This window comes from Stenotrophomonas sp. TWI602, assembly GCF_039674045.1.
GTDB lineage: Bacteria > Pseudomonadota > Gammaproteobacteria > Xanthomonadales > Xanthomonadaceae > Stenotrophomonas.
Genome location: NZ_JBDJMT010000018.1, coordinates 36,377 through 62,338, shown reverse-complemented (window position 1 = coordinate 62,338; position 25,962 = coordinate 36,377). Strand labels below are relative to the sequence as shown.

The 25,962-nt window shown below is 67.3% G+C and carries 27 protein-coding genes and 1 tRNA gene; 21 read left to right on the top strand and 7 right to left on the bottom strand.

The genetic code is table 11. The features are described from left to right. The first annotated feature begins 6 nt into the window (after positions 1-6). From ABE483_RS14985 to ABE483_RS14975, 3 genes are all read left to right on the top strand, one after another. On the top strand, positions 7-327 hold the full coding sequence (locus tag ABE483_RS14985; RefSeq protein ID WP_019185335.1) for a YbaB/EbfC family nucleoid-associated protein: 321 nt from the start codon (positions 7-9) through the stop codon (positions 325-327). Between the two features lie 99 nt (positions 328-426). Further along, a complete protein-coding gene (recR, locus tag ABE483_RS14980) occupies positions 427-1,026 on the top strand; it encodes a recombination mediator RecR (RefSeq protein ID WP_259261179.1) in 600 nt (199 codons plus the stop codon). Positions 1,027-1,107: 81 nt separating this feature from the next. Beyond that, positions 1,108-1,467 (top strand): histidine triad nucleotide-binding protein, encoded by a 360-nt coding sequence (locus ABE483_RS14975; protein ID WP_313212238.1) that lies wholly within the window; start codon positions 1,108-1,110, stop codon positions 1,465-1,467. Positions 1,468-1,523: 56 nt separating this feature from the next. Here the strand turns inward: ABE483_RS14975 and ABE483_RS14970 are convergent, their stop codons facing one another. The 4 genes from ABE483_RS14970 to ABE483_RS14955 are packed head-to-tail and all read right to left on the bottom strand — an operon-like array spanning position 1,524 to position 5,901. Continuing rightward, a complete protein-coding gene (locus ABE483_RS14970; protein ID WP_019185338.1) occupies positions 1,524-2,048 on the bottom strand; it encodes a Slp family lipoprotein in 525 nt (174 codons plus the stop codon). Beyond that, the gene (locus ABE483_RS14965; protein ID WP_313212236.1) at positions 2,045-3,997 is read right to left on the bottom strand and encodes a DUF3488 and transglutaminase-like domain-containing protein; all 1,953 of its coding nucleotides are present in this window, start codon (positions 3,995-3,997) and stop codon (positions 2,045-2,047) included. The genes ABE483_RS14970 and ABE483_RS14965 overlap by 4 nt, the downstream gene beginning before the upstream one ends. Next, positions 3,990-4,946: a DUF58 domain-containing protein gene (locus ABE483_RS14960; protein ID WP_313212235.1), complete on the bottom strand. Its 957-nt coding sequence runs from the start codon at positions 4,944-4,946 to the stop codon at positions 3,990-3,992. The genes ABE483_RS14965 and ABE483_RS14960 overlap by 8 nt, the downstream gene beginning before the upstream one ends. 1 nt (position 4,947) lies before the next feature. Next, positions 4,948-5,901 carry a MoxR family ATPase gene (locus ABE483_RS14955; protein ID WP_313212234.1) on the bottom strand — a complete coding sequence of 318 codons (954 nt, stop codon included), beginning with the start codon at positions 5,899-5,901 and terminating at the stop codon, positions 4,948-4,950. A gap of 40 nt (positions 5,902-5,941) precedes the next feature. On the opposite strand from ABE483_RS14955, the gene ABE483_RS14950 reads away from it, so the two are divergent. Together ABE483_RS14950 and ABE483_RS14945 are read left to right on the top strand one after the other, a co-directional pair. After that, positions 5,942-7,783: a glycosyltransferase family 39 protein gene (locus ABE483_RS14950; RefSeq protein WP_346463605.1), complete on the top strand. Its 1,842-nt coding sequence runs from the start codon at positions 5,942-5,944 to the stop codon at positions 7,781-7,783. Between the two features lie 16 nt (positions 7,784-7,799). Next, positions 7,800-9,509 carry a hypothetical protein gene (locus ABE483_RS14945; protein WP_346481953.1) on the top strand — a complete coding sequence of 570 codons (1,710 nt, stop codon included), beginning with the start codon at positions 7,800-7,802 and terminating at the stop codon, positions 9,507-9,509. 3 nt (positions 9,510-9,512) lie between these two features. On the opposite strand, the gene ABE483_RS14940 is transcribed toward ABE483_RS14945, so the two are convergent. Beyond that, a complete protein-coding gene (locus ABE483_RS14940) occupies positions 9,513-10,085 on the bottom strand; it encodes a Maf family nucleotide pyrophosphatase (RefSeq protein ID WP_346481952.1) in 573 nt (190 codons plus the stop codon). Positions 10,086-10,199: 114 nt separating this feature from the next. Here ABE483_RS14940 and ABE483_RS14935 point away from each other — a divergent pair, with 114 nt between their 5' ends. From ABE483_RS14935 to ABE483_RS14865, 15 genes are all read left to right on the top strand, one after another. After that, positions 10,200-10,709 carry a YceD family protein gene (locus tag ABE483_RS14935; RefSeq protein ID WP_088432868.1) on the top strand — a complete coding sequence of 170 codons (510 nt, stop codon included), beginning with the start codon at positions 10,200-10,202 and terminating at the stop codon, positions 10,707-10,709. A 108-nt stretch (positions 10,710-10,817) separates the two neighbouring features. Beyond that, complete coding sequence (rpmF, locus tag ABE483_RS14930) at positions 10,818-11,015, top strand: 50S ribosomal protein L32 (RefSeq protein WP_017357626.1); 198 nt, start codon at positions 10,818-10,820, stop codon at positions 11,013-11,015. An 88-nt stretch (positions 11,016-11,103) separates the two neighbouring features. Continuing rightward, positions 11,104-12,081, top strand: coding sequence for a beta-ketoacyl-ACP synthase III (locus tag ABE483_RS14925; protein ID WP_313212230.1), 978 nt, complete (start codon positions 11,104-11,106; stop codon positions 12,079-12,081). 75 nt (positions 12,082-12,156) lie between these two features. Further along, on the top strand, positions 12,157-12,939 hold the full coding sequence (locus ABE483_RS14920) for a serine/threonine protein phosphatase (RefSeq protein WP_313212229.1): 783 nt from the start codon (positions 12,157-12,159) through the stop codon (positions 12,937-12,939). An 88-nt stretch (positions 12,940-13,027) separates the two neighbouring features. After that, entirely contained in the window at positions 13,028-13,972 is a 945-nt protein-coding gene (gene fabD, locus ABE483_RS14915; protein ID WP_313212228.1) for an ACP S-malonyltransferase, read from the top strand. Between the two features lie 74 nt (positions 13,973-14,046). Then, complete coding sequence (gene fabG, locus ABE483_RS14910; RefSeq protein WP_070426748.1) at positions 14,047-14,790, top strand: 3-oxoacyl-ACP reductase FabG; 744 nt, start codon at positions 14,047-14,049, stop codon at positions 14,788-14,790. Between the two features lie 153 nt (positions 14,791-14,943). Continuing rightward, entirely contained in the window at positions 14,944-15,183 is a 240-nt protein-coding gene (gene acpP / locus ABE483_RS14905; protein WP_017357544.1) for an acyl carrier protein, read from the top strand. Positions 15,184-15,319: 136 nt separating this feature from the next. Further along, on the top strand, positions 15,320-16,582 hold the full coding sequence (fabF, locus tag ABE483_RS14900) for a beta-ketoacyl-ACP synthase II (RefSeq protein ID WP_176990978.1): 1,263 nt from the start codon (positions 15,320-15,322) through the stop codon (positions 16,580-16,582). Between the two features lie 96 nt (positions 16,583-16,678). Continuing rightward, complete coding sequence (locus ABE483_RS14895) at positions 16,679-18,034, top strand: aminodeoxychorismate synthase component I (RefSeq protein ID WP_346481951.1); 1,356 nt, start codon at positions 16,679-16,681, stop codon at positions 18,032-18,034. 66 nt (positions 18,035-18,100) lie between these two features. After that, the gene (mltG, locus tag ABE483_RS14890; protein ID WP_313217390.1) at positions 18,101-19,162 is read left to right on the top strand and encodes an endolytic transglycosylase MltG; all 1,062 of its coding nucleotides are present in this window, start codon (positions 18,101-18,103) and stop codon (positions 19,160-19,162) included. After that, entirely contained in the window at positions 19,159-19,827 is a 669-nt protein-coding gene (tmk, locus tag ABE483_RS14885) for a dTMP kinase (protein ID WP_313212225.1), read from the top strand. The genes mltG and tmk overlap by 4 nt, the downstream gene beginning before the upstream one ends. Further along, complete coding sequence (locus ABE483_RS14880) at positions 19,820-20,779, top strand: DNA polymerase III subunit delta' (protein WP_313217393.1); 960 nt, start codon at positions 19,820-19,822, stop codon at positions 20,777-20,779. Before tmk ends, ABE483_RS14880 begins: the two co-directional genes overlap by 8 nt. Further along, positions 20,776-21,129, top strand: coding sequence for a PilZ domain-containing protein (locus ABE483_RS14875; protein ID WP_088432861.1), 354 nt, complete (start codon positions 20,776-20,778; stop codon positions 21,127-21,129). Before ABE483_RS14880 ends, ABE483_RS14875 begins: the two co-directional genes overlap by 4 nt. A gap of 65 nt (positions 21,130-21,194) precedes the next feature. Continuing rightward, positions 21,195-21,269 (top strand) — tRNA-Val (locus tag ABE483_RS14870). A gap of 284 nt (positions 21,270-21,553) precedes the next feature. Next, on the top strand, positions 21,554-22,006 hold the full coding sequence (locus ABE483_RS14865) for a DUF4375 domain-containing protein (protein ID WP_313212222.1): 453 nt from the start codon (positions 21,554-21,556) through the stop codon (positions 22,004-22,006). Positions 22,007-22,103: 97 nt separating this feature from the next. Here ABE483_RS14865 and ABE483_RS14860 read toward each other — a convergent pair whose 3' ends face one another. Both ABE483_RS14860 and ABE483_RS14855 read right to left on the bottom strand, forming a co-directional pair. Then, the gene (locus ABE483_RS14860) at positions 22,104-23,795 is read right to left on the bottom strand and encodes a hypothetical protein (RefSeq protein ID WP_346481950.1); all 1,692 of its coding nucleotides are present in this window, start codon (positions 23,793-23,795) and stop codon (positions 22,104-22,106) included. A 162-nt stretch (positions 23,796-23,957) separates the two neighbouring features. Continuing rightward, the gene (locus ABE483_RS14855) at positions 23,958-24,839 is read right to left on the bottom strand and encodes a LysR substrate-binding domain-containing protein (protein WP_313212111.1); all 882 of its coding nucleotides are present in this window, start codon (positions 24,837-24,839) and stop codon (positions 23,958-23,960) included. 112 nt (positions 24,840-24,951) lie between these two features. Between ABE483_RS14855 and ABE483_RS14850 the strand changes: the two genes are divergently transcribed. Beyond that, positions 24,952-25,821: an NmrA/HSCARG family protein gene (locus ABE483_RS14850; protein ID WP_346481949.1), complete on the top strand. Its 870-nt coding sequence runs from the start codon at positions 24,952-24,954 to the stop codon at positions 25,819-25,821. Positions 25,822-25,962: the final 141 nt, after the last annotated feature.

The window sequence follows — 25,962 nt, the reverse complement described above, 5'->3', positions numbered from 1 at the left end:
AGACCCATGCGCGGCAATATCGCCCAACTGATGCAGCAGGCCCAGAAGATGCAGGAGAACCTGCAGAAGGCCCAGGAAGACCTCGCCAAGCTGGAAGTGACCGGCAGCGCCGGCGGCGGCATGGTCAGCGTGACCCTGACCGGCACCAAGGAATGCCGCAAGGTGCGCATCGATCCGTCGGTGCTGTCCGATGCGGAAATGACCGAAGATCTGGTGGCCGCCGCGTTCAACGATGCCTCCAACAAGATCGACGCCGAGTCGAAGAACCGCATGGGTTCGGCGACCGCCGGCATGCAGCTGCCCCCGGGCATGAAGCTGCCGTTCTGACCCACCGCCTGCGCCGGGTGTCTGCCTGGCGCGACCGTGGTGACCGCGCCGCGAAGCCTTCGGGCTTCGCGCGCTTGTTTCTGAGATGAGCGATCCGCCATGAGCCTGCCCCTGCTCGAACAATTGATCGAGGCCTTCCGCGTGTTGCCGGGCGTGGGCCAGAAGACCGCCCAGCGCATGGCGTACCACGTGCTGGAGCGCGAGCGCGAGGGCGGCCAGAAGCTTGCCGAGGTGCTGGCCAAGGCGATCGAGCGGATCGGGCATTGCGAACAGTGCCGGGATTTCAGCGAGACAGAGATCTGTGCGGTCTGCGCCAACGGCAGCCGCGAGCGCCAGCAGCTGTGCGCGGTGGAATCACCGGCCGATCGCCTGGCGATCGAAACGGCCACCGGGTTCCGTGGAGTGTACTTCGTGCTGCAGGGGCGGTTGTCGCCGCTGGATGGCATCGGTCCGCGCGAGCTGGGCCTGGATCAGCTGGAGGCGCGCCTGAAGCAAGGCGAGGTCAACGAGTTGATCATCGCCACCAGTGCCACCGTGGAAGGCGAAGCGACCGCGCATTACCTGGCGCAGATGGCGCGCAGCTACAAGGTGCGGCCCAGCCGCCTCGCGCAGGGTCTCCCGCTGGGGGGCGAACTGGAATACGTGGATCGCGGCACGCTGTCGCACGCGTTCGGCACGCGTACTGAAGTGCAGGAATGACGCGGCGCACCGCGCGGCAATGATCGAAACCGGGGGCGCATCCGCGCTACTCTCCAGGGCCCTGTTCCACGAGGTGCCCTCATGAGCCACGACACCCTGTTCGGCAAGATCATCCGCCGCGAAATTCCGGCCACCATCGTCTACGAAGACGAGGACGTGCTCGGCTTCAAGGACATCGCCCCGCAGGCGCCGGTGCACGTGTTGTTCATTCCCAAGCACGAGGCGATCCCGACCCTGGATGACGTGCGCCCGGAGCAGGCACACCTGATCGGCAAGCTGGCGATGGCCGCCGCGGACTACGCGCGCCGCGAAGGTTTCGCGCAGGACGGCTACCGCATCGTCATGAACTGCCGCGAGCATGCCGGGCAGACCGTGTTCCATATCCACCTGCACCTGCTGGCCGGTGCCCCGCTGGGCCACTTCGGCACGGCAAACGGCTGAGCCGGCCGCGCGCAAACAAAAACGCCGCCCGAGGGCGGCGTTTCTGCGTCAGCGTGTTACCACCAGCCCCAGCCACGGTAGCCCCAGCCCGGACCCCAGCCCGGGCCCCACGGGCCGTAGGGGTAGGCGGGTACCACATCCACCTGGCGCTGTTCCGGCCACAGGTAGATGACGTCGGCGTCCAGTTTCGGCAGGCGGTAGTCGTACTCGCCGATGCGGGTGTTCTCGTAGCCGCCGATCTTGCCGATGAAGGTCACATCGCGGCCCGGCTCGAACACCGCCGGATCGTAGAAGCCGGCACGGCAGGCGATGAAGCGGCCGTCACTGGCGTCGGCCGAGGTGGTGCTCGGGCGGCCACTGCCGTTGAGCGGGCGCGAAATCATCTGGAAGCAGGTCTGGCCCTGGCCCGGATTGGTTTCGATGATGCGACCACCCCAACGTACCGGGGTGCCCACCTGCTGGGTGGGAACCGCGTCGCGCGGGCTGACCATACTGAACTGCCCCTGCAACGGCTTGGGCGCGGTGGCGCAGGCAGCCAGTGCCAGAGAGGCAGCAAGGGGAAGCAGGATTTGAATCTTCATGGGGATGCTCCGGAGGTCGGGCGATGCCTGCGCAGGTCGCGCAATAATGAAGTGAGGTCGACGTCAGCGCCAGCGTAGCGCGCCTGGACGAAACGCGCGCTGAGCGACAGCAGCGCAGGATCGGGTCGCTGCCGGTCCACCCGACGCGCCCACTCGTCAGCGGGTTCGGCGCTGGCGCGGGACAGCCCATAGCGTGCGTACCGGCGTCCCAGCCGATGCCAAGCCCGCAACAGCGGGTCGCGCTCGCGTTCGCCCCGGGCCAGCAGCCATGCCATCCAGCCTAGCGCGGCCAGTGCGAAGACGATGAAAATTCCCACCAGCTGGCTCGGATCCAGCCGCTCGAAACCAAACGGTTTAAGAAGCTGCTGCTGACGGTTGGCATCGAAGGACAGGACCAGGTCGTTCCAGCCCCGGCGCAGCCAGTCGCCCATCTGCCCGATCTGCAGCCATCGGCTGTCCAGCGTGGCGCCGGCAGCGCCGGCCCCCAGCCGGTCCTCAAGCGTGTCGTAAACGCGCTCCGGCGCAACGGCGGCGGTCGGATCGACCCGCACCCAGCCGCGGCCCGGCAGCCACACTTCGGCCCAGGCATGTGCGTCCATCCGGCGCAGCACCCAGTAGTCGCCATATGGGTTGCGGATGCCGCCCGCGAAGCCGGTCACCACCCGCGCCGGGATGCCTGCATTGCGCATCAATACGACGAACGAGGAGCTGAAGTGCTGGCAGAAGCCGGCCTGCTGATCGAACAGGAATTCGTCCGCGCCATCGCGACCGGGCTCGGGCGTGTCCAGGGTGTAGACGAAACGCGCGCGCACCCAGTCCAGCGCGCGCTGCACGATCGCGGCATCGTTGCTGCCGGCGTCCTGTCGCCACTGCCGGGCCAGCGCTGCCGTGCGCGGATTCAAGCCGTCGGGCAACTGCAGCGCAAGGCGCCGCGCGTCAGGCGTCAGCGCTTCGGTATAGGCCACCGCCGGTGCGGAGGTCAGCCGCCAACGGGTCAGTGCGTTCAACGCCGCGTGGCTGCGCAGGCTGTGGTTGGCATCCAGGTCGCTGCCGGGCGGTGCCTGCAGCGGAAGATCCAGCGCGACCAACTGGCGGCGATCGGTCGGCTCGTAATCGATCTGGTAGTCCCACTGCGTGCTGGCGTGGGTCACGGCGGCCGGCGCACGCTCGATCTGCCGCCGGTCCTGCTCCCAGCGCTTGCCATCGAAATGGGTCAGTACCGGCCCGCGCCAGTAACGTTGCTGTGGCGCGGGGATCGCGCCGAAGAACTGCACGCGAAGCGCCGGGGTGTCATCGGCCATCAGGTCCAGCCACTCCCCGGGCTCCATCGTGTCGGACAGGCCGGGTTTGCCCACCGCGCGATCCGGGATGCCCCAGAGCGGTTCGCTCAACCGCGGGAACAGCCAGAAACCGGCCAGGGCCAGCGGCAGGCCGAGCAGCACCAACCGGCCGATGCCGCGCAACTGGCGTTTGAGGGGCGCTGGCGGTGCCTGTCCCTCCAGGTGTGCCAGGCGTTGCAGGGCGAGCAGTGCGACCAGGCCGGCCAGCACGGCCAGCGTCATCGTCAACGGGCCTTGGTCGAGCAGGAACGCCGCGAACGGGCCGAACAGCCCGAAGCCGACCAGGCTGCGGGCATCGCGCAGGCTGCGCAGCTCGCTGGATTTCAGCGCGAGCATTGCTGCCAGCAGCGCGCAGCCGGTGTCGCGGCCAGGCCGTGGACCCATCTGCCAGTAAATGGCGGCCAGCATGGCGAGCACCAGCAAAAGGCGCAGGGCGCCCGGCAACAGTCGCTGCCGCGAGGCCAGCGCGGTCAGCAGTGCGACACTGGCGATGACGGCGGCCAGCACGGTGGGCAGCTGCAGCAGCAGCGGCAACAGGCCCAGCGCCGCGCTGGCCAGCGTCCAGTAGCGCGCACCGGAACTGAGCAGGGACACGGGCCGGTCAGTCATGAGGCAACAGCGCCAGTGCGCGCTGGCACAGGTGGTGATGGGCGCTGCCGTTGCCAGGCCCGAGCACCGGTTGGCCCGGCAGCTTGAGCGTGTAGCGGCGGCCTTCGCGTTCGGCCAGGTCGATCCAGCGCGCCATGCGTGCGATCCGTGCTTCGGTGCCCAGCGGTGCCAGGTGCCACCAGTCCAGCACGATCTCCAGCCCGACCGGCTTTTCGTACTCGCGCACCAACAGGGTGTCGCGTCGCGCGGAGTGTTTCCACGCGATGCTGCGCATCGGATCGCCAGCGCGATACGGGCGCAGCTGATGCAGCTCCTCGCCACTGGCATGCACGCGGGTATGCAGTGGGTCGCCGCCGCTTTCCGGCAGGGAGGGTGCGTGCGTTTCCGGTGCCGCATAGACCAGCAACGGGGTTTCCGGCCAGACCCACGACCACGCGCGCACCAGGCCGAGCGGTTGCGTGGTGGCGATGCGGATGCGGGCCAGGTCGAACCAGCCGCGCCGGTGCGTGGGCAGCGCGAGATCCACTTCGATCTGGTCGCTGTCGATCAGGTGCCCGAACGCGGCCACGCCCTCGTGCTCCACCTGCAGGCCGCGCCGGGCGCGGGTATCGGCGCGCGACAGACTGATGCGCAGCCGCAACGGCGCGCCCGCGGTGACCGGCTCGGCGGAGACCGCATCCACCTGCAATCCGGACAGCTGCAGGTGCGCGCTGATCGCACTGGCGATGCTGACGGTCGCCAGCAACAAGGCCAGCAGCAGCGCAGGATTGTTGTTGTAGTTCAGCGCGCCGAGCAGCATCGCCGACAGCAGCGCGGCGACGAACAGCCCGAACCGCGTCGGCAGCACATAGATGCGGCGCCGGTCGAACCGGCACGGCAGGTGCTCGGGGCGGCGCGGTCGCGCCAGATGTTGCAGTTGCTGCCAGCGGGCTCCCCAGCCGCGGCGCATCTCAGTCGACCTGCACGGTCTGGAGGATGGCGCGGGCCAGTGCCGGCCCGTTGCCGGCTTCGGCCTCGGGCACCAGGCGATGCCCGGCCACTGCCACGAACAGGGTCTGCACGTCTTCGGGCACCACATGCGCGCGGCCGAGCAGCAGCGCATGCGCCTTGGCGGCGCGCAGCAATGCCAGCCCGGCACGCGGCGACAGGCCCACGCGCACCCCGGCGTGCTGGCGGCTGCGGGCGAGCAGGGCCTGCACATAGGTGATCAACGCCTCGCTGGCATGCACCTGACCAACCGCCTCGCGCAGCGTGCGCACGTCCACCTCGCTAAGGCGCGCGGTGGCCTGCGCGATCAGATGGCGGCGATCGGTGCCGCGCAGCAGCTCGCGTTCCGATTCCGGATTGGGGTAGCCCAGGGCCAACCGCAGCAGGAAACGATCCAGCTGCGAGTCCGGCAGCGGGAACGTGCCGGAGAGGTCGACCGGGTTCTGGGTGGCGATGACGAAGAACGGATCCGGGAGTGGATGGGTCACGCCATCCAGGGTGACCTGCTGCTCGGCCATCGCTTCCAGCAGCGCACTCTGGGTACGCGGCGGCGCACGGTTGATCTCGTCGGCCAGCAACACATGCGTGAACACCGGGCCCGGGTGGAACTGGAACTGGCGGCTGCCGGCGTCATACACCGAGACGCCAAGCACATCGGCCGGCAGCAGGTCAGAGGTGAACTGCACCCGCTGGAAGCCCAGTCCGAGGCTGGAGGCCATGGCATGGGCGAGGGTGGTCTTGCCCAGCCCGGGCAGGTCCTCGATCAGCAGATGACCGCCGGAGAGCAGCGCCACGAACGCCAGCCGCACCTCCTGCGCCTTGCCCAGCACCAGCCCGTTGACCTGATCCTGGGCGGCGCGAAGGGACTGTCGCAGTACATCGGTTAGCATGGCTGGCACGGGGGGCGAATGATCCATGTCCGTCTCGATTCGATGATTCCACTGATTCTATAGAGCAATGCAGGGCGAACAACGCGCACGCACCATATTCCTGTTGTTGTGGACGCTGGTCACCGCCGTCAAGCTGGTGGTGGCCGCACGTCTGCCCTTGTTCGTGGACGAAGCTTTTTACTGGCAGGAAGGCCAGCATCTGGCGGCGGCCTATTCGGACCTGCCTGGCCTGACCGCTTGGCTGGCACGCCTGGGCGTGGAAGTGGGCGGCAATCATGTGCTTGCACTGCGCCTGCCGTTCCTGGCGATCGGTGCGTGGCTGCCATGGCTGGTCTCACGCATCGCCACGCGCTGGTTCGGTGCGGTGGCCGGTTGGCAGGCGGGCAGCCTCACGTTGTTGATGCCGCTGTCGGCCACGCTGGGCATGCTGGCCGTCCCGGATGTGCCGATGGCGTTGGCCGCGGTGCTGTGCCTGGATGCCGGCGCGCGCCTGCTGCGCAGTGTCGATGCCGCGGCGGCGGTGAAGCTGGCCGCCGGCCTGGCCATCGGCGCACTCAGCCATTACCGCTTCATCGGCGTGATCGTGGTCGGTTTCATCGCGTTGCTGGTGCTGCCGCAGGGCCGGCGCATGCTGCGCGATCCGCGCGTCTGGGTGGCCTTGGCGGTGGGTGTGCTGGCGTGGCTGCCGCTGCTGTCGTGGAATGCCGACAACCATGATGCGGGCCTGAAATTCCAGGTGGTCGAGCGCCACCCGTGGGCGTTCGAATGGAGCGGGCTGTGGTTCCTGGTGATCCAGCCGATGCTGGTCACCCCGATCCTGTGCATCGCGATGTGGAAGGTGGCCCTGGCGGGCACCCGCTCCGGTGGTGGCGCACGCGCGCAATGGCGTTACTTCGGCCTGATCGGCGCGGTGTCGACGCTGTCCATCTTCGGCCTGGGCTTCTTCACCGATGTGGAGCGCATCAGTTTCCACTGGCCGCTGCCGGGCTATCTGGCGCTGCTGATCGCGGTGCCGGTGGTGCTCAACGGCTGGCCGCGCTGGCTGCGCCGTACCGGCTGGTGGTTGGCCGGTGCCGGGCTGGCGCTGGCCTTCGGCTATTACCTGACGGTCTCCATCCCGAGCGTGCGTGAGCAGTTGGCCGGCTACAAGTATTACCCGCGCAACTTCGCCGGCTGGGAACCGTTGGCAGGCGCCGTGCGCGACGAGCTGAAACGCATGCCGCCCGGCACGCGCGTGCTGGCCGGCAACTTCAAGGTGGGTGCGGAACTGGGCTTCCAGTTGCGCGACGCCTCTATCGAGGTGCTGCCCCACCCGTTGAACGACAAGCACGGCCGCACTGCGCAGCTGGGGCTGTGGGGGCTGCTGCACGATGGCCAGCGCGACGCGCCGATGCTGCTGGTGCTCTCGCCCAGCGACCAGCGCTATCGCGATCTGCTGGCGCGCTACCACGCGGTCTGCGAACAGGTGGGCCCGCTGCCGCCGCCGCGTGTGGTCAGCAACGATCATGGTTTCCAGCGCTTCCTGTTGTTCAAGCTGCCGGCCGAGCGGGTCGAGGGGCCGTGCGTTACGCCGGCGATGGCCTGGCTGGATACGCCACAGCCCGGCGCCGCGGCGGGCAACCCCCTCCAGGTGCGTGGCTGGGCCTTCAAGGATGGCGTGGGCATCGAGCGTGTCGAGCTGCTGATCGATGGCCAGCCGGTGGGCGATGCGGTCTACGGTCGGCCCTACGACATCACCGGCGCGTGGAAGATCTCCACCGATCCGCAGCACCCGAACGTGGCCTTCGATGCCACGCTGAAGACCGACCACCTCGCGCCCGGCCGTCATTGGCTCGGCATGACGCTGCACGGCAAGGACGGCAGCGTGGAGCAGTGGCAGGAACAGGCCTTCACCGTCCCCGCGCGCTGAGCGTGCGTGTTCTTCCATGGATGACACCGTCATGCGCAATGCGCCGCAGGAATCTGCCCCCCTGTCTGCTTCCCACCCGCACGCCAAGCCGGTGTCACCCGCGCTGATCCGTGCGTTGTGGTGCGCGGTGGTGGGCATCGTCGCGGTGGGTGTGGCCGCGATGCTGTGGCTCTCACCGCGCGTGTTGTACGCCGATCCGTGGCGCTTCACCCAGAAGCTGCTGGAGATGCCGTGGCCGGGCAACGTGCTGGTGTCGGACAATGGCCACCGCGAAATCCTGCCGAACCTGGTGCGCTACGCCGAGTTGGAGTGGCTGCACGGCAATCAATGGCTGCAGATCGGTACCGGCGTTGCGTTGGCATTGGCCACGGTAGGGCTGCTCGCCCGGATCATCAGGGCCGATGCCTTGGCGCCGCCGGTGCGCGCCGCCGCCACCCTGGTCGCAGCGCTGTCGGTCTTCTGGCTGGGCAGCCAGCGCGCGCTCACCCATGCCAACGAATCGGTCCACGCGTACCTGATCACCGTGGCGCTGATGGCGGGCGTCGCCCTGCTGCTGCGTGGCGATCGCCGCGGCGCGGTCGCGGCCGCCGTATGCGGCGTGGCGGCGACGTTCTCCTTCGGCAGCGGCGTGGCCGTGTTCGTGGGGCTGGCGGCGGTGCTGGTGGTGCGGCGTGCGCCGTTGTCGCACTGGGTGCCCTGGATCGCCGGCCTGCTCGTGGCGGTCGGGCTGCACCTGGGCATGGGGCGGACCGGCATGCCGACACAGATGGCGCTGGCCCCGTTGCCGCAGCTGGACGTGCTGCTGCGCTGGCTGGCCTCGCCCTTCATCTATCTGGCTTGGCCGGCACTGGATCCGGCAGCGGCACAGCAGTTGCCGTTCGCGCCCGTGCGCGGCGTGGTGCATGCCGTGGCGAGCGCCTATCAGGCGCAGTTCGGACCGGTGCTGACCTCGCGCTGGCCGCATCTGCTGATCGGTGCTGCGGGGATGGCCGGGTTGCTCGGCATGACCTGGCGCACCTGGCAGCGCGGCCACCGCGCCGGGGCGGGGGAATCGGTGGGGCTGGCAATGGCATGGTTCGGCCTGGCCGTGGGCGGGCTGGTCGCACTGAGCCGCTGGACCTACTTTGCCGACTACCCCACGCAGCTGGCCGCACCGCGCTATGTGCCCTGGTCGTGGTTGTTCTGGTCCGGTCTGATGCTGTGGACGATCGTGCGCGTCGGCCTGCGCCGTCCCGGGGCGGTGGCCTGGGCAGCCCTGCTGTTGGCCTTGGTGGCCGTGCCGAGTACGGCGTGGATGGCCTACCTCGGTGCCAGCATGCAGCGGGTGGCCAACATGACCGCTACAGCGGCCGCGGCCGGTGTGGTCGATCCGGATCAGACGCATGGGGAAAGCGTGCCCGGCGAAGTGCTGGCCGCGCTGCCCAGCCTGCGCGCGCACGGGGCATCGGTGTTTGCCTGGCCGGAAGTTCGCTATCTGCAGGGCGCGCCAACGACGGCGACCGGCGTGGCCGTCCCGGTCAGCGACGTCTCCCTCGTGGCCGTGCGCAACCTCCTGGGGCACCCGGCCTGGCGCATCGATTTCAGCGCCCAGAGCAGGGCGCCACGGCTGGTCCTGCAATGCGGCGGGCATCCCGTGGGCCTGGCCATGCCGCTGGCGGGCCGCTGGGTTGGTTGGGCCACCGGCGAGCTTGATGCCAGCTGCCTGGAGGCGCTGCAGCTGCGCTGAGGCTCAGGGCAGGGTGTAGCCGGCCTGGCGCAGCAGCTGGCTGACCGCGATCAGCGGCAGCCCGATCAGCGCGGTCGGGTCGCGGTTCTCGATCGCCTCGAACAAGGTGATGCCCAGGCCTTCGCACTTGAAGCTGCCGGCGCAGTCCAGCGGCTGCTCGGCCGCCACGTAGCGGGCGATCTCGGCGGCCTCCAGCACCCGGAAGTGGACCCGGGTCAGATCACAGGTCGCCAGGGCCTCGCCATCGCGCACCAGGCTCACGGCCGTGTGGAACGCGACCACCTGCCCGGACATCGCGGCCAGCTGCGCATGCGCGCCCTCGACCGAGCCGGGCTTGCCCAGCGGGGCGCCGTTCAGTTCCGCCACCTGGTCCGAGCCGATCACCCACCGGCCCGGGTGCAGGCGGGCGACGGCCTCGGCCTTCGCGCGCGCCAGCCGCACCGCCACGGCCCGTGGGGCTTCGGCGGGGCCGGGGGTCTCGTCCACCTCGGGGCGGGCGGTCTCCAGGGGCAGGCCGAGCCGCTCCAGCAGTTCACGGCGGTAGCGGGAAGTAGAGGCAAGCAGCAGCGGGGTCATGCGACAATACCGGGCACGGAAGGGCGGCAGTCTGGCCCTTCGGGGCGGGGATCGGCAACCTGACTGCGCAGGCATTTGACAGCGGCCCGGACGATCCTTAACATTCAGCGGCTTATGTCCGCAAACGTGCCCGAAATGCTGGATGCTTGGCGGATGGTCGCAGCACGCAGGTGCTTCGACGGCCAGGTGAATCTAGCGGAATTGACCCGCCTCCAGGGCCTTGTCGCCGATACCGAAGGAACGTGCACCTATGCACTGGAATTCGCGCACGACGACATCCTGCAGGTATCCTATGTTGAACTGTCCATCGACACCGCGCTGCCGCTGATCTGTCAGCGCAGCCTGCAGCGTTTCCTGTTGCCGGTTTCGATGGTGCAGCGGCTCGGCCTGATCCGCAGCGAAGAGGAAGAATCCTCGCTGCCGGAAGGCTGGGAACCGTGGCTGGTGCCGGAAGACGGCATGCTGCGACCGCTGGAACTGGTCGAGGACGAACTCGTCCTGGCCGTGCCCGTCGTGCCGCTGTCTCCCGATGGTGAGGCCGTGGACAAGGACTGGGCACCGACCGAAGAAGAAATCAGCAAGGCCAATCCGTTCGCGGCGTTGGCGGCACTGAAAAAACAATAGCAGCCGGATTGTCGTCGGCGGCTGCGGCGAAAGCGAAAACTGTGCTGGGCGCTGGCGTCCTGCGCGACGATACGACGAAGCAAAACGAACCGAGTTTGGAGCAATCCCATGGCTGTGCAGAAATCCCGTGTCACCCCGTCCCGCCGCGGTATGCGCCGTGCGCATGACGCCCTGAGCGCCAAGCAGCTGTCCACCGATCCGACCACCGGTGAAGTGCATCTGCGTCACCACATCACCGCTGACGGTTTCTACCGTGGCAAGAAGGTGATCACGACCAAGTCGAACTCGGCCGTCGAAGAAGATTGATTTGTGAAGGCCGCTGCCCGGTCGGGCAGCGGCCTTTACCCCATTCTTCCCGATCGTCACGTTTGGCGATCGAGCTACAGGACATGCAATGAGCAAGCGGATCTACTCGAGGATCGCGGGCACCGGTAGTTATTTGCCCGAAAAAGTGTTGACCAACCAGGATCTGGAGAAAATGGTCGACACCAGCGATGAGTGGATTCAATCGCGCACTGGTATCCGCGAACGGCACATTGCGGCCGAAGGCGAAACCACCAGCGACCTCGGCTACCACGCCGCGGTACGTGCGCTTGAAGCGGCCGGTATCGACGCTTCGCAGCTCGACATGATCGTGGTGGGTACCACCACGCCTGACCTGATTTTCCCGTCCACCGCGTGCCTGATCCAGGCCAAGCTCGGTGCGAGCGGCTGCCCCGCCTTCGACGTCAACGCGGCCTGTTCGGGCTTCGTGTTCGCGTTGAGCGTGGCCGACAAATTCATTCGTTCCGGTGATGCACGCCATGTGCTGGTCATCGGTGCGGAAACGCTGACCCGTATCGTCGACTGGACCGAGCGCACCACCTGCGTGCTGTTCGGCGATGGCGCGGGCGCCGTCGTGCTCAAGGCCGACGAAGAGACCGGCATCCTCAGCACCCACCTGCATTCGGATGGCAGCAAGAAAGAGCTGCTGTGGAACCCGGTGGGCGTCTCGGCCGGCTTCGGCGAGGGCGAGAATGCCCGCGGCGCGATCCTAATGAAGGGCAACGACGTGTTCAAGTACGCCGTCAAGGCGCTGGACTCGGTCGTCGATGAAACCCTGGAAGCCAACGCGCTGACCAAGGACGACCTGGACTGGCTGATCCCGCACCAGGCCAACCTGCGCATCATCGAAGCCACCGCCAAGCGCCTGGAGATGTCCATGGACCAGGTGGTGGTGACGGTGGACAAGCATGGCAACACCTCCTCGGCCTCCGTGCCGATGGCGCTGGACCACGCGGTCCGCTCCGGCCGTGTCGAGCGCGGCCAGCTGCTGCTGCTGGAAGCCTTCGGCGGCGGCTTCACGTGGGGTTCTGCTCTGCTGCGCTATTGATAGTGTCAGTTACGACAACGTGACGCTGTCGTTACGGCCCCATTACGGGGCCGTATGCATTTCAGGAGAACTGCCATGGTTGAGCCCATCGTCATCGAGGGCCAACGCGCCTGGCTGAAGCAGTACGGCGAAGGCAGCCGGGTGGTCGCACTCGGGCTGCTCAATTTCATTGCCCGTCGCTTCCAGCTCGACGCCCTGCGCCCACCGCCGCACCGCGGTGGCGACGCCGCCCGCGAAACCGAGGCCCGCCGCCTGGCCGAACTGCAGGCGCAAGGTGTCAACGTCCCCAGTGTGATCGGCAGCGGTCATGCCGCCCTCGTGCTCGGCGACAACGGCTCCTCGTTCAATACCTGCCTGCGCGAAGCCGACGATGCCGGCCGTGACCGCCTTGTGTCCGCCGCGATGAATGCCATTGCCCAGGCGCACCGCAAGGGCGCGTACTTCGGCCAGCCGCTGCCGCGCAACCTCACCTGGGATGGCAAGGAGATCGGCTTCATCGATTTCGAGGAAGATCCCCTTGAGGTCATGGACCTCGCCCAGGCCCAGGCCCGCGACTGGCTGATGTTCGGTTACGGCGTGGCCAAGTACTACGAGGACCGTCCGCAACAGCTGCAGACCCTCATGGCCCAGGCCATGGACGGCGCCGAAGCCCCGGTCCTCGCCCATGCCCACGATGTCACCGGCCGCCTCCAGGGGCTGGCCCGCGCCAGCATGAAGATGGGCCGCTCCGCCCGGGCGCTGGCCCATTCCATCCTCATCGTGCACGGTGCCACCACCCTGGGCGTGCTGATGCTGGCCGTGATCTGCATCGATTTCTTCAGTGACGGCGACCTCGACATCCTCCAGCTGTTCACCTGAAGAAAGACCCCACATACGCGGCAGTACAGACGAAGGGCGACGTTCCCCTTTATCATTCGCCGTTCGATTTTTGCAGGCGGATGATCGCGTGACCGATACCAATCTCGCATTCGTGTTCCCGGGCCAGGGCTCGCAGTCGCTGGGCATGCTGGCCGAACTGGCCGAGCTGCACCCGCAGATCCGCGAGGCCTTCACCGAAGCCTCCGACGGCGCCGGTGTCGACCTGTGGGCGCTGTCGCAGGGCGGTCCCGAGGAAATGCTCAACCGCACCGAATACACCCAGCCGGCCCTGCTGGCCGCCAGCATCGGCGTGTGGCGCGCCTGGAACGCCGTTGGCGGCGTCCAGCCGGCCGTCCTGGCCGGCCATAGCCTCGGCGAGTACACCGCCCTGGTGGCCGCCGGCGCGCTGACCCTGCGGGACGGTGCCCACCTGGTGCGCCTGCGTGGCCAGCTGATGCAGGAAGCCGCCCCGACCGGCGTGGGCGCCATGGCCGCCGTGCTCGGCGCCGAAGACGCGCTGGTCGTGGAGGTCTGCGAGCAGGCCGCCGGCAGCCAGGTCGTCGTGCCCGCCAATTACAACTCGCCCGGCCAGATCGTCATCGGTGGCGACGCTGCCGCCGTGGATCGTGCGCTGGCGCTGCTGGCCGAGAAGGGCGTCCGCAAGGCCGTCAAGCTGGCTGTCAGCGTGCCCTCGCACACTCCGCTGATGCGCGAAGCCGCCAACCGCCTGGCCGAAACCATGGCCGGCCTGGATTGGCGCGCCCCGGCCCTGCCGGTGGTGCAGAACGTGGATGCCCGTGTGCATGACGGCGTGGACGCCATCCGCCAGGCGCTGGTGCAGCAGCTGTACCTGCCCGTGCAGTGGACCGGCTGCGTGCAGGCGCTGGCCGCCCGTGGCGTCACCCGCGTGGCCGAATGCGGCCCGGGCAAGGTGCTGAGCGGATTGATCAAGCGCATCGACAAATCGCTGGACGCGCGCACACTGTCCACGCCCGCCGATTTCGAGACGGCCCGCGAGACCTGGGCCGCCTGATGTCTTCCGATCGCGCCCGTGCTGGAATGGCTTCGCGCCAGCCCGGCCGGACCGGTCCCGTTTGAGGAAATGAGATGAGCAAGCCCCTTCAGGGTGAAATCGCACTGGTCACCGGCGCCAGCCGGGGTATCGGTGCCGCGATCGCCGACGCACTGGCCGCGCAGGGCGCGACCGTCATCGGCACCGCCACCACCGACGCCGGTGCCGCCGCCATCGGTGAGCGCCTGGCCGCCGTGGGTGGTCACGGCCGCGCGCTGAACGTCACCGACGCCGCTGCGCTGGAGGCCGTGCTGGACGGTATCGCCAAGGAATTCGGCGCCATCAGCATCCTGGTCAACAACGCCGGCATCACCCGCGACAACCTGTTGCTGCGGATGAAGGAAGAAGACTGGCAGGCGATCCTGGACACCAACCTGACCAGCGTCTTCCGCACCTCCAAGGCCGTCATGCGCGGCATGATGAAGGCGCGCAAGGGCCGCATCATCAACATCGCCTCGGTGATCGGCGTGACCGGCAATGCCGGCCAGGCCAACTACGCCGCGGCCAAGGCCGGCATCATTGCCTTCTCCAAGTCGCTGGCCAAGGAAATCGGCTCGCGCGGGATCACCGTCAACGTGGTCGCGCCGGGCTTCATCGATACCGACATGACCAAGGCCCTGCCGGAAGAGCAGCGCACCGGCCTGGTCAAGTCGATCGCCCTGGAGCGGCTCGGCGAGCCGTCCGATATCGCCAACGCGGTGGCGTTCCTGGCCGGTCCTTCGGCCAGCTACATCACCGGCGAAACCCTCCATGTGAACGGCGGCATGTACATGCCGTAAGCATGTGGCGCAAGGATTGCGCCGCAAGTGGTTGATCCGTTTGATGTTTTGCTGCAATGCAAGGTGTCGCTGGTTTCCACTACACTATCCCACGGTCATCCCTCACCGGATGGCGTCATTTTTGAACCACTACTCCATCTGGAGCGATATCCAATGAGCACCATCGAAGAACGCGTCAAGAAAATCGTCGTCGAACAGCTTGGCGTCAAGGAAGAGGAAGTCACCAACAGCGCATCGTTCGTCGATGACCTGGGCGCTGACTCGCTGGACACCGTTGAACTGGTGATGGCGCTGGAAGAAGAGTTCGAGTGCGAAATCCCGGACGAAGAAGCCGAAAAGATCAGCACCGTGCAGGCTGCGATCGACTACATCAACGCCCACGTCAAGGCTTGATGTCAGGCGGCTCGCGCGCGGCCGTGGCGATCGCTGCGACCGCGTGCGGCAAACCCATGGGGCCGCGCTTGCGGCCCTGTGCTTTTGAGCGTTTTACCGCGTGATACCCGCAACACCCGGGTCAGGAGAATCTGCAATGAAGCGTCGCGTCGTCGTTACCGGCATGGGCATGGTCTCGCCATTGGGCAATGATATGGCCAGCAGTTGGAAGGGCATCACCGAAGGCCGTTCCGGCATCGGTCCGCTGACCAACGTTTCGCAGTCCTACCTGGACCGTTTCACCACCAAGATCGCAGGTGAGGTCAGGGACTTCGACATCACCGCCGACAACGAACAGTTCGGCAAATTCCGGGTCACTGGCAAGGATGCCAAGAAAATGGACCCGTTCATTCATTACGGCCTCGGTGCCGCCTTCATGGCCTTGAACGATTCGGGCCTGGAGATCACCGACGGCAACGCCGAGCGCATCGGCGCCATCGTCGGGGCGGGCATCGGCGGCCTGCTGGGCATCGAAGAGCAGACCATCGATTTCCACGAAGGCAAGAAGATCTCGCCCTTCTACGTGCCCAAGACCATCATCAACATGCTTCCGGGCCAGTTGAGCATCATCACCGGCCTGAAGGGGCCGTCGTTCTCGGCGGTGTCCGCCTGCGCGACCTCGAACCACTCGATCGGCACCGCGATGCGCATGATCCAGTACGGCGATGCGGACGTGATGGTGGTCGGCGGTGCCGAGCGCGGCTCCTCGCCGACCGCCCTGGGCGGCTTCTGCGCGATGAAGGCGATGAGCACCCGCAACGATGCCCCGGCGGAAGCCTCGCGCCCGTGGGACAAGGAGCGCGACGGCTTCGTGCTCGGCGACGGTGCCGGCATCCTGATCCTGGAAGAGTACGAACACGCCAAGGCGCGTGGCGCGCGCATCTATGCCGAGCTTGCCGGTTTCGGCGCCAGCTCGGATGCGTACCACATGACCGCCCCGAGCGAGAACGGCGAAGGCGCGGCACGCTGCATGACCATGGCGTTGAAGGACGCCGGCGTGACCCCGGACCAGGTCGGTTACCTCAACGCGCACGGCACCTCCACGCCGCTGGGCGATCTGGGTGAAACCATGGCCATGAAGACCGCCTTCGGCGACCACGCCTACAAGATGATGGTCAGCTCCACCAAGTCGATGACCGGCCACCTGCTCGGCGCGGCCGGCGGCGTGGAAGCGATCTTCTCGGTGCTGGCGCTGCGCGACAACATCATTCCGCCGACCATCAACCTGCATGAAGCGGGCGAAGGCTGCGACCTGGATTACGTGCCCAACACCGCACGCGAGGCCAAGGTCGATGTGGTGATGTCCAACGGCTTCGGCTTCGGCGGCACCAACGGCACGCTGGTGTTCAAGCGCGTCTGACCGCACGTTCCGTGCATCCCCACCCGGGCCGCCATCATGGCGGCCTTGGTGTATCTGGCCCCCGCGCACGCTGCGCGCCCCCTCCGGTGTCCTGTCATGTTCCAGACGCTTCCGCTGCCCGCCACCACCGACCTGCTGGCCCTGCAGCGCCTGGCCCCGCAGCGCTACCCGCTGCTGATGGAATCCACCGCCTCGGGCACCGCACAGGGGCGCTGGGACCTGCTGCTGATGGGCAACGGTGAAGCGCTCTCACTGCAGGCCGACGGCGTGGTGCGCGATGCCGATGGCGTCGCCCATGAGGGCCGCTTCCTAGAGGTGCTGGACGCGCACTGGGCCGCGCTGCGGCTGCCGCGCGAAGCGACCACGCTGCCGTTCCGCGGTGGCTGGGCACTGATGCTGGATTACGAGCTGGCTGGCCAGATCGAAGACGTGCTGGCCTTGCCGGCGCGCGCCGATGGACTGCCGTCCGCGCTGGCGCTGCGCTGCCCGGCGGCGGTGCTGCACGACCGCGTGCTCGGCCAGTTCCATGCCGTCTGCGAGACCGGCCAGGCCGCGCTGCTGCAGACCCTGCAGGACGACCTCGCCGCGGCCGCCACGTTGGCGCCGCTGCCGACGTGGCAGCCACCGGTGGCGATCGGCGAGGACGCGCCGCAGCGCTTCACCGATGGCGTCGGCAAGGTGATCGATTACCTGCGCGCGGGTGACGTGTTCCAGGTGAACCTCTCGCGGCGCTGGAATGCGCAGTTCGCCGAGGCGCTCTCGCCGCAGGCGCTGTACGCGCAGCTGCGCGTGGCCAACCCCGCCCCGTTCGCCGGGCTGTTCATGGCGCAGGGCAGGGCGGTGGTCAGCTCCTCGCCCGAGCGCCTGGTCTCGGTGCATGGCGATGACGTCCAGACCCGCCCGATCGCCGGCACCCGCCCGCGCTTCGCCGGCGATGACGATGCCGCGCGCATCCAGGAGCTGGTCGGCCACCCCAAGGAGCGCGCCGAGCACGTGATGCTGATCGATCTGGAGCGCAACGACCTCGGCCGCATCTGCGCACCGGGCAGCGTGGAGGTGGATGAGCTGATGACCGTGGAGAGCTACGCCCATGTGCACCACATCGTCAGCAACGTGCGTGGCCGCCTGCGCGAGGACGTGAGCCCGGGCCAGGTGATCGCCGCGACCTTCCCCGGCGGCACCATCACCGGCTGCCCCAAGGTGCGCTGCATGCAGATCATCGCCGAGCTGGAGCAGACCGCGCGTGGCGCCTACACCGGCGCGTTCGGCTGGCTGAACCGCGATGGCGACCTGGACCTGAACATCCTGATCCGGACCGCCGAAGTGGCCGCCGACACCGCCAGCTTCCGCACCGGCGCCGGGATCGTGGTCGATTCGGTTGCCGACAGGGAACTGGACGAAACCCGCGCCAAGGCCCGTGGCCTGCTGCGTGCGCTGGGCAGCGATGCCTGAGCCGTTTGGCGGTGTGCAGCACCCGCGCGGTATGCTGCGCGGCGAAGAAATGGATTCGAGGTGAGCATGGCGGGTGCGAAACGGGGATGTCTGGCCGTACTGGCCGTGTTGCTGGTGCTGGCCCTGCTGGTGGCGGCCGCAGGGGCATGGTTCTGGCATCGCCAGGGCGCCTTTGCCGATGCACCGGTCACCCCGAGCGCGGAGAGCGTGGTGATCGCCTCCGGTGATGGCTTCAGCACCGTGCTCGGCAAGCTGCGCCAGGCCGGCGTGGACGAAGGCAGCGACACCCAGTGGCAGCTGCTGGCACGCCAGCTCGATGCCGCCGGCAAACTCAAGGTGGGTGAATACGCGCTCGATCCGGCGCTGACCCCGCGCGAGCTGCTGACCCGCATGCGCCAGGGCCGTGTCCTGCAGCACCGCGTCACCATCGTGGAAGGCTGGAACATCCGCCAGCTGCGCGCTGCGCTCAAGCGCGCCGATCCGCTGGTGCACACCACCGACGACCTGGATGATGCCGCGCTGATGAAGGCGGTCGGCTTCCCCGGCGAACACCCGGAAGGCCGCTTCCTGCCCGAGACCTACGTCTACCAGCGCGGCGACAGCGACATCGACGTGCTCAAGCGCGCGCATGCCGCGATGGAAAAGGAACTCACCGCCGCGTGGGACAGCCGCGTGGACGATCTGCCGCTGAACTCGCCGTATGAGCTGTTGATCCTCGCCTCGATCATCGAGAAGGAAACCGCACTGCCCAGCGAGCGTCCGCAGATCGCCGGGGTGTTCATGCGCCGCCTGAAGATCGGCATGCGCCTGCAGACCGACCCGACCGTGATCTACGGCATCGGCAGCAGCTACGACGGCAACATCCGCAAGCGCGACCTCACCACCGATACGCCGTACAACACATACACGCGCGCCGGCCTGACCCCGACCCCGATCGCCATGCCAGGGCGCGATGCGCTGCATGCCGCCGCGCAGCCAGCCAAGGGTGACGCGCTGTACTTCGTGGCCGTCGGTGATGGCAGTGGCGCGCACATCTTCTCGGCCAACTACACCGACCACAACGCTGCCGTTGCCCGCTACCTGCAGCAACTGCGCAGCAGACGTACCAACGAGGCCGCACCCCAATGAGTCCCGCGCTGCACCGGCACCCGCATTTCGTCAGCCTGGAAGGGGGCGAGGGCGCCGGCAAGACCACCGCCATCAACGCGATCCGCGAGGCCCTTCAGGCCCGTGGCCATGAGGTGGTGCTGACCCGCGAACCCGGCGGCACCGCCCTGGCCGAGCGCATCCGCGCGCTGGTGCTCAAGCCGGATGCGGAGATCGCCGCCGAGCCGCTCTCGGCCGAGGCCGAGCTGTTGCTGGTGTTCGCCGCCCGTGCCCAGCACGTGCGCCAGGTGATCGCCCCGGCGCTGCAACGCGGCGCCTACGTGTTGTGCGACCGCTTCACCGATTCCAGCTACGCCTACCAGGGCGGCGGCCGCGGCCTGGACCCGGCGTGGATCGCCGATCTGGAGCGCCGCGCCGTCGGCCTGCTGCCCGGCCTGACCCTGCTGCTGGATGTGGACGTAGCCGTCGGCCGTGCGCGCGCCAACGGCCGCGACATGTGGCCGGACCGGATCGAAAGCGAGCACGATGATTTCTTCCAGCGGGTACGCGCGGTGTTCCGCCAGCGTGCCAGCGAAGACCCCGCACGTTACCGCCTGATCGACGCCGGCCAGGACCAGGCCGGCGTCGCCGGCGCGGTGGTGGCGGCCGTGGAGGCATGGTTGGCACAGGAGCCGGATCGTGGCTGAACCCTTTTCCCCCTGGCAGCAGCGCGCCTATGACCAGACCGTGGCCGCGCTCGACGCCGGTCGCCTCGGCCATGGCCTGCTGTTCTGCGGCCCGGCCGGCCTGGGCAAGCTCGGCGTCGCGCTGCGGCTGGCCGAGCACGTGCTGGGGCAGGGTGAGCCGGCCGCGGCCAAGCGCAGCGCCCAGCTGCTGGCCGCCGGCACCCACCCGGACCTGCAGCGGATCTCGTTCATCCCCAACAAATCCGGCGACAAGCTGCGCACCGAGATCGTGATCGAGCAGATCCGCGAGGTCTCGCAGAAGCTCTCGCTGACCCCGCAGTACGGCGTGGCCCAGGTGGTGATCGTCGATCCCGCCGACGCCATCAACCGCGCCGCCTGCAACGCCCTGCTCAAGACCCTGGAAGAGCCGCAGCCCGGCCGCTACCTGTGGCTGATCAGCGCCGACCCCGCGCGCCTGCCGGCCACCATCCGCAGCCGCTGCCAGCGCCTGGAGTTCAAGTTGCCGCCGCGCGAGGAAGCGCTCGCCTGGCTGCAGACCCTGGGCCACAGCGATGCCAGCGCCCGCGAAGCGCTGGACGCCGCCCGCGGCCACCCCGGCCTGGCCGACCAGTGGCTGCGTGAGGATGGCCTGGCCCTGCGCCGCCAGGTCGCCACGGACCTGGAAGCCCTCGTCGCCGGCCGCGCCGGCGCGGTGGAGCTGGCCCAGCGCTGGACCGCCGACGACAACGCCGCCCTGCGCCTGCGCCACGCCGCCGATCTCGCCCTGGCCCAGGCCACCGGCGGTGGCTTGACCGATCCCGATCGATTGCACAAGCTGGCCGCCTGGTTCGATGCGGCCAACCGCACCCGCGACCTGCTGCGCACCACGGTGCGCGCCGATCTTGCGGTGGTGGAGCTGCTGCTGGCCTGGGGAAAGGTCAACGAACGGCACGCCAAGGGGAATAGAGCATGAGCGCCACCAACGCCCGACAGGGCATCCTGTCCCTTGCCGTCAAGGACAAGGCCGCGCTGTACAGCGCCTACATGCCGTTCGTGAAGAACGGCGGCATCTTCGTGCCCACGCCCAAACGCTACTTCCTCGGCGATGAGGTGTTCCTGCTGCTCACCCTGCCGGACTCCAGCGAGCGCCTGCCGGTAGCCGGCAAGGTGATCTGGGTAACCCCGGCCGGAGCGCAGGGCAACCGCGCGGCAGGCATCGGCGTACAGCTGGCCGACGGCGCAGAAGGGGAGACCGTCCGCCACCGGATCGAGACCTTGCTGGCCGGCATCCTGACCGCGGACAAGCCCACGCACACGATGTGAAGAAATTTCGGTGAAACCGTTGACGTCAAAATTTGCCGCCCTATAATGAGCGGCTCAGCAGCATCGGGCGGTTAGCTCAGCGGTAGAGCATTGCCTTCACACGGCAAGGGTCACAAGTTCGAACCTTGTACCGCCCACCATGATTCAGTCGAAAAAGCCTCCGGAAACGGGGGCTTTTTTGTTGGGTTGGGTTTGGGTGGTTCAAGGGCTGCGCAGCGCGACGTGGTCAATTCTCTGGACCAGGCGTCCCGATCTCCATCAAGCGCAGATCTGCCGGCGAAGGAGGCAGGCGATGGAACGAATTGCGCGAGCGGAACACCGATGTGCGATCCACGCTGCCGCACCTCGCGCTCGTTAATAGCCTCCACTAAAATCCGGAGGATTGCCAAGACGCGCCGGTCTCTGGCCCCGCTGGAGATTGTCCGTGAGCTACTGGCAGCTGGTTGAACCAGTCTGGGACACCGTGTCCATTTACGACGGTGCGGAGGTGTTTTTGCATCAATATAATGCCGCCCCGGAAGCATCACGCATTTTGTTCGCCGCGCACTGGTGCCAATCCGAGATCAACAATGGTGGTTTTGAGCAGTTCTTCTCGAACAGCACAGGGGTACTCGCCCCTGAAGGTGCTCGAGCCTTTCGTGCCCTCCACATGCCGCTTACCGCGGAGCTGATCGTCAAAGCGATGGCTGCCTTTGGTCCCCGGTATCCGAGAGAGCGAACCGAGCGCGACCTCGCGATGGACGAGATAGGGGCGAACAGCGATGACCAAGCAGGTCCTTTCCATCATTTGGACGAGGAATTCTTTGTGCTGGTGGAAACCGAGAACGGAGGGTTCAGGAGTGCGGCGAACGCTTATGCCGTGTCGATGGCGCATTGAACCGCCGTTGCCCTCGGTAGCGCTGCTTCGGTCCGCTCGCGTCCGCTTTTCGGCGATAGCGAAGATCCCCTTCAGCGAGCTCTCCCTGCTATGAGTGCTATTCCACCGCGCCAGCGGCCAAGCTGTCCCAGATACGTCCGTCACGTTGCGCTTCAGTGGTGACGTTGATCACCGCCTGTTCGCCCAGACGATCACGCAACTGCTGCAGATACAGGCTGCGAGGTGTCACCACCTGGCCCACCGATTGCACGATCCCTGCAGGTTCCTCAGGCGGGAATTTCCCGGGTGCAATGGCGCCCACCTGTCCCACGCTCCAGTTCATCGCGAAGGGCGGCGCCTGGATGACGTAGATGTCGTGCTCGGTGTTCCAGAACATCTGCTGCGCGCCCGCCCACCCATGCCCCGTTCCGCTGTACCGGCGATTCTGTGCCCGCAGCATGTATCCCTTGGTGTTGTCGTACAGCGTGCCGGTGGACCAGCGATGATGTGGACCACTGTCGTTGCTGTCACCTACGGCGAGGCAGTCCAGAAACACATTGGGACCGGGTACCCGTGCGCCGATGACGAAGGTATGCCTGCCGCCCTGGTTGTAGCAGCGCTGGATCAGATTGAAGGCGGCGTTGCCCTCGTAAAGGAACACATAGCGGCGGGCGCCTTGGGTTGCGCCATACCTGGGGTCGAGATAGGCAATGTCCTGCAGGGTATTGAACTGGGCGCCGTTGCGGGTCACGAAGCCATGCGACACATAACGCACGGTCACGTCGCGAACCCATGAGTTGTAGATTGCACCCAAGCGGAGTGCGGTAAAGGGGCCGGAATCGGCGGTGCCGTTGACCGTCCCGGTCTCGGGGTTACCCTCAAGGCGGAGGTCTTCGATGCCGACCTGCGAGATACGGATGGGATCCGTGCGATAGACGCTGCCGCCACCGAAGCGCGTCGCGATGGCATCCATGATCGGGGCATCCAGGCTGATCGTGTCGTGGTCTACGGCAGTGACGACGCGTTCGCTGTACGCAGCGTAGTCGCTGGGCGTCCATCGGTATCGTGCGGTATCGATGCCCTCGGGGCCGACCCAGCGGGCATTGGGTTCCCTCGCGATCGATACCGTATCGCCCACGCGATAGCCGGCTGCGGACTTCACTGTGATCCGCATCGCCCCCACCGGCACGTAGTCCATGGTGATGGCGGTCCGGCGTGGGTCCAGAGCGGCGCGGGGAACCGCGGATTCGCTGCTGCCCACTTCAAGAATCCTGCCCTGCCGATCGCTGACTTGGGAGCGGATCACCGTGCCGTCGGCACCTCGACCTTCACCGCGCAACACCACGCCGCTGGCCCGGATGGTCAGCGTCTTGCTCAACCTATAACCGCCGCGCCGCAGCAGGACTACGCCGCGTAGGCCCCGGCTGTCCTGGACACGCACGGCGACCGCGTCGATGGCTGCCTGGATGCGGGGATAGTCGTCACCCTCCGCGTTTGGCTCAAGGACCTCAATAACAGGAATGCTGGAGCGGGTGGGCAGGCTGACACCGCCGCCCTGGTAGCCGGCGCGGGAGAAGTCCGGGACGATGTTGCGCGCGTGATCGCTACCGCGTTCGGAGTACAAGGCATAGCGCAGCAGGCCGTTGCTGCCCAGTGCTACCAAGGGGGCGTCTTCGGCATTGTTGATGGGGTGGATGAAGGCGCTGGTCTCGGAAGCAGGCCCCGCCGCTGATAAGGTAGAAAACGGACAGACCGGCAACGCCACGAGCGTCAGCGCTGCGACGCGGCGAAACGCCGGGAGGAAAGGCATGCGGGCGACGTCCTTCCATTGAGGAGTAGCTTGCAATGTTAGCAACTGCTTCCAACGATGCAGTCCGTGCTGAAGAGTCAGGCTGGTCTGCTTTTCCGGCCGATCGCGGACTTTTCGGACAACAGAAAGGCGCCAATCGCTGGCAGTGACCGTTTCTGGCCGTCAGCGGCCCCCGCCTGCGAAGGCGGCCAGCTCCTCCGCCTGACCCTCGGGGAAGGATTCCTTGAGCAGGTCGAGCAACGCCGCCACCCTTGAGCTGAGCAGTCGTCGCGAAGGGTACAGCGCCCATATCTCGATCGGCGGGGCCTTCGCATGTCCCCACGACACCAATGCGCCCTCCCTGAGATCGTCGGCAACCAGCGAGAAGGGCAGCATCGCCGCGCCGGTGCCTGCACGAACGGCATCGCGCACCATGGTCAGTGCGCCCAGGCGCAGCACCGGATCCACCGCGATACGTATCTCGCCTCTCGGCGTCACCAGGTCCCAGCCGGTGGCATTGCTGGACGGACGGAACACCGCAGGCGCCGTCTCGCCCAGCGCGGGCAGGGGCAGGTCGGGGTGCGCCACCGCCACGAGGCGATCCCGGATCAGCACCCGCCCCACCAGCCGTTCATCTGGATCCGGATTGACCCTTATCACCAGGTCATAGCCTTCTTCCACCATGTCCACGGCGCGGTCTTCGGTAGTGACATCGAGCCGCACCTGTGGATAGCGCTTCACGAATTCGGCTGCGATCTTTCCCAGCGCCATCTGCGAGAACAGCATCGGTGCGCTCACGCGCAGCCGCCCACGGGGCGTGTCGCCGCCTGAGGAAATGGACGTGGCCGCTTCGTCCAGTTCGGTAAGCAGCGTCTCGGTGCGCTCGAACAGCGCCCGACCCTCCTCGGTGAGCTTCAGCGTGTGCGAGCCACGCTCGAACAGCCGCACCCCCAGGCTGGCCTCCAGCTCAGCCACACGCCGCGAGAGCGTTGCCTTGGGGCGGTCCGCTGCGCGCGCGGCACGGCCAAACCCGCCGTGGCGCGCCACCAGGTTGAAGTCGGCCAAGGCCAGTAGGTCCATGTGTTCCACCAGCGAGACAGGTGGTCCAAGCATATGGGCTATCGGCCCGTACGCGGATCAACAACCATGAGGCCTCACCACCCACCCGGAGTACCCCATGACCATTCTTGTTACCGGCGCCACTGGCACCATCGGCCGTCAGGTCGTCCAGCACCTCACCCAGCGCGGCGCAAGCGTTCGCGCACTGGTCCGCACCCCCGCCACTGCCAACCTGCCCGCCACCGTGGAACTGGTGCAGGGCGACATGCTGGATGTGGATGCCCTCCGCCAAGCTTTCGAGGGCGTCTCCACGCTGTTCCTGCTCAACGCCGTGGTCGCCGACGAATTCACCCAGGCACTTATCACCCTCAACGTCGCCCGCGAGGCGGGGGTGAAGCGCGTGGTGTACCTGTCGGTGATCCACAGCGACCGCTATGTCAACGTGCCGCACTTCGCCGGCAAGTTTGGCGTGGAGCGCATGATCGAGCAGATGGGCTTCAGCGCCACGATCCTGCGCCCGGCCTATTTCATCGATAACGACCTCACCATCAAGGACGTGGTGCAGGGCTACGGTGTGTACCCCATGCCGATTGGCAGCAAGGGGCTGGCGATGATCGACACCCGCGACATCGCCGAGATTGCCGCCATCGAACTGCTCAACCGCGAACAGGCGCCGGACAACAGCGCGCTGACCCGACTCAACCTGGTCGGCCCGGAAGCAGTCACCGGAGAACAGGTGGCCGCCATCTGGAGCGATGTGCTGAACCGCCCGATCGCCTACGGGGGCGATGACACGGCCGCCTTCGAGCAGAACCTGCGCCAGTTCATGCCGGCGTGGATGGCCTACGACATGCGACAGATGGCCGAGCGATTCATCAGCGACGGCATGCTGCCGGGCGCGGGTGACGTGGAGCGGTTGATGCAGTTGCTGGGTCGGCCGCTGCGTACGTACGCAGCGTTTGCGGCGGAGCATGCGTCAGCGGGATGAAGGCCGAGCCTGGGCAGCGGTTGAACAGCCAGCTGTTAGAGCCCTCAGCCTTCGCCATCTGGAACATCCACTTGGCAAGCAGACGCCGCTTGATCGCTTGGCGCGGCGCTGGGCTTGTGAACGTCCGCTTCTGGCCGAAAG

Bases quoted from the DNA above. Each gene is read 5' to 3' on its own strand.
- ABE483_RS14940 (WP_346481952.1), bottom strand. From the start codon at position 10,085: ATGACCCCGCTGCTGCTTGCCTCTACTTCCCGCTACCGCCGTGAACTG.
- ABE483_RS14970 (WP_019185338.1), bottom strand. From the start codon at position 2,048: ATGAAGATTCAAATCCTGCTTCCCCTTGCTGCCTCTCTGGCACTGGCT.
- ABE483_RS14945 (WP_346481953.1), top strand. From the start codon at position 7,800: ATGGATGACACCGTCATGCGCAATGCGCCGCAGGAATCTGCCCCCCTG.
- mltG (WP_313217390.1), top strand. From the start codon at position 18,101: ATGGCGGGTGCGAAACGGGGATGTCTGGCCGTACTGGCCGTGTTGCTG.
- ABE483_RS14985 (WP_019185335.1), top strand. From the start codon at position 7: ATGCGCGGCAATATCGCCCAACTGATGCAGCAGGCCCAGAAGATGCAG.
- acpP (WP_017357544.1), top strand. From the start codon at position 14,944: ATGAGCACCATCGAAGAACGCGTCAAGAAAATCGTCGTCGAACAGCTT.
- fabG (WP_070426748.1), top strand. From the start codon at position 14,047: ATGAGCAAGCCCCTTCAGGGTGAAATCGCACTGGTCACCGGCGCCAGC.
- ABE483_RS14955 (WP_313212234.1), bottom strand. From the start codon at position 5,901: ATGGATCATTCGCCCCCCGTGCCAGCCATGCTAACCGATGTACTGCGA.
- ABE483_RS14925 (WP_313212230.1), top strand. From the start codon at position 11,104: ATGAGCAAGCGGATCTACTCGAGGATCGCGGGCACCGGTAGTTATTTG.
- recR (WP_259261179.1), top strand. From the start codon at position 427: ATGAGCCTGCCCCTGCTCGAACAATTGATCGAGGCCTTCCGCGTGTTG.
- ABE483_RS14860 (WP_346481950.1), bottom strand. From the start codon at position 23,795: ATGCCTTTCCTCCCGGCGTTTCGCCGCGTCGCAGCGCTGACGCTCGTG.
- ABE483_RS14975 (WP_313212238.1), top strand. From the start codon at position 1,108: ATGAGCCACGACACCCTGTTCGGCAAGATCATCCGCCGCGAAATTCCG.
- ABE483_RS14960 (WP_313212235.1), bottom strand. From the start codon at position 4,946: ATGCGCCGCGGCTGGGGAGCCCGCTGGCAGCAACTGCAACATCTGGCG.
- tmk (WP_313212225.1), top strand. From the start codon at position 19,159: ATGAGTCCCGCGCTGCACCGGCACCCGCATTTCGTCAGCCTGGAAGGG.
- ABE483_RS14965 (WP_313212236.1), bottom strand. From the start codon at position 3,997: ATGACTGACCGGCCCGTGTCCCTGCTCAGTTCCGGTGCGCGCTACTGG.
- ABE483_RS14895 (WP_346481951.1), top strand. From the start codon at position 16,679: ATGTTCCAGACGCTTCCGCTGCCCGCCACCACCGACCTGCTGGCCCTG.
- rpmF (WP_017357626.1), top strand. From the start codon at position 10,818: ATGGCTGTGCAGAAATCCCGTGTCACCCCGTCCCGCCGCGGTATGCGC.
- ABE483_RS14875 (WP_088432861.1), top strand. From the start codon at position 20,776: ATGAGCGCCACCAACGCCCGACAGGGCATCCTGTCCCTTGCCGTCAAG.
- ABE483_RS14850 (WP_346481949.1), top strand. From the start codon at position 24,952: ATGACCATTCTTGTTACCGGCGCCACTGGCACCATCGGCCGTCAGGTC.
- ABE483_RS14920 (WP_313212229.1), top strand. From the start codon at position 12,157: ATGGTTGAGCCCATCGTCATCGAGGGCCAACGCGCCTGGCTGAAGCAG.
- fabF (WP_176990978.1), top strand. From the start codon at position 15,320: ATGAAGCGTCGCGTCGTCGTTACCGGCATGGGCATGGTCTCGCCATTG.
- ABE483_RS14935 (WP_088432868.1), top strand. From the start codon at position 10,200: ATGTCCGCAAACGTGCCCGAAATGCTGGATGCTTGGCGGATGGTCGCA.
- ABE483_RS14950 (WP_346463605.1), top strand. From the start codon at position 5,942: ATGCAGGGCGAACAACGCGCACGCACCATATTCCTGTTGTTGTGGACG.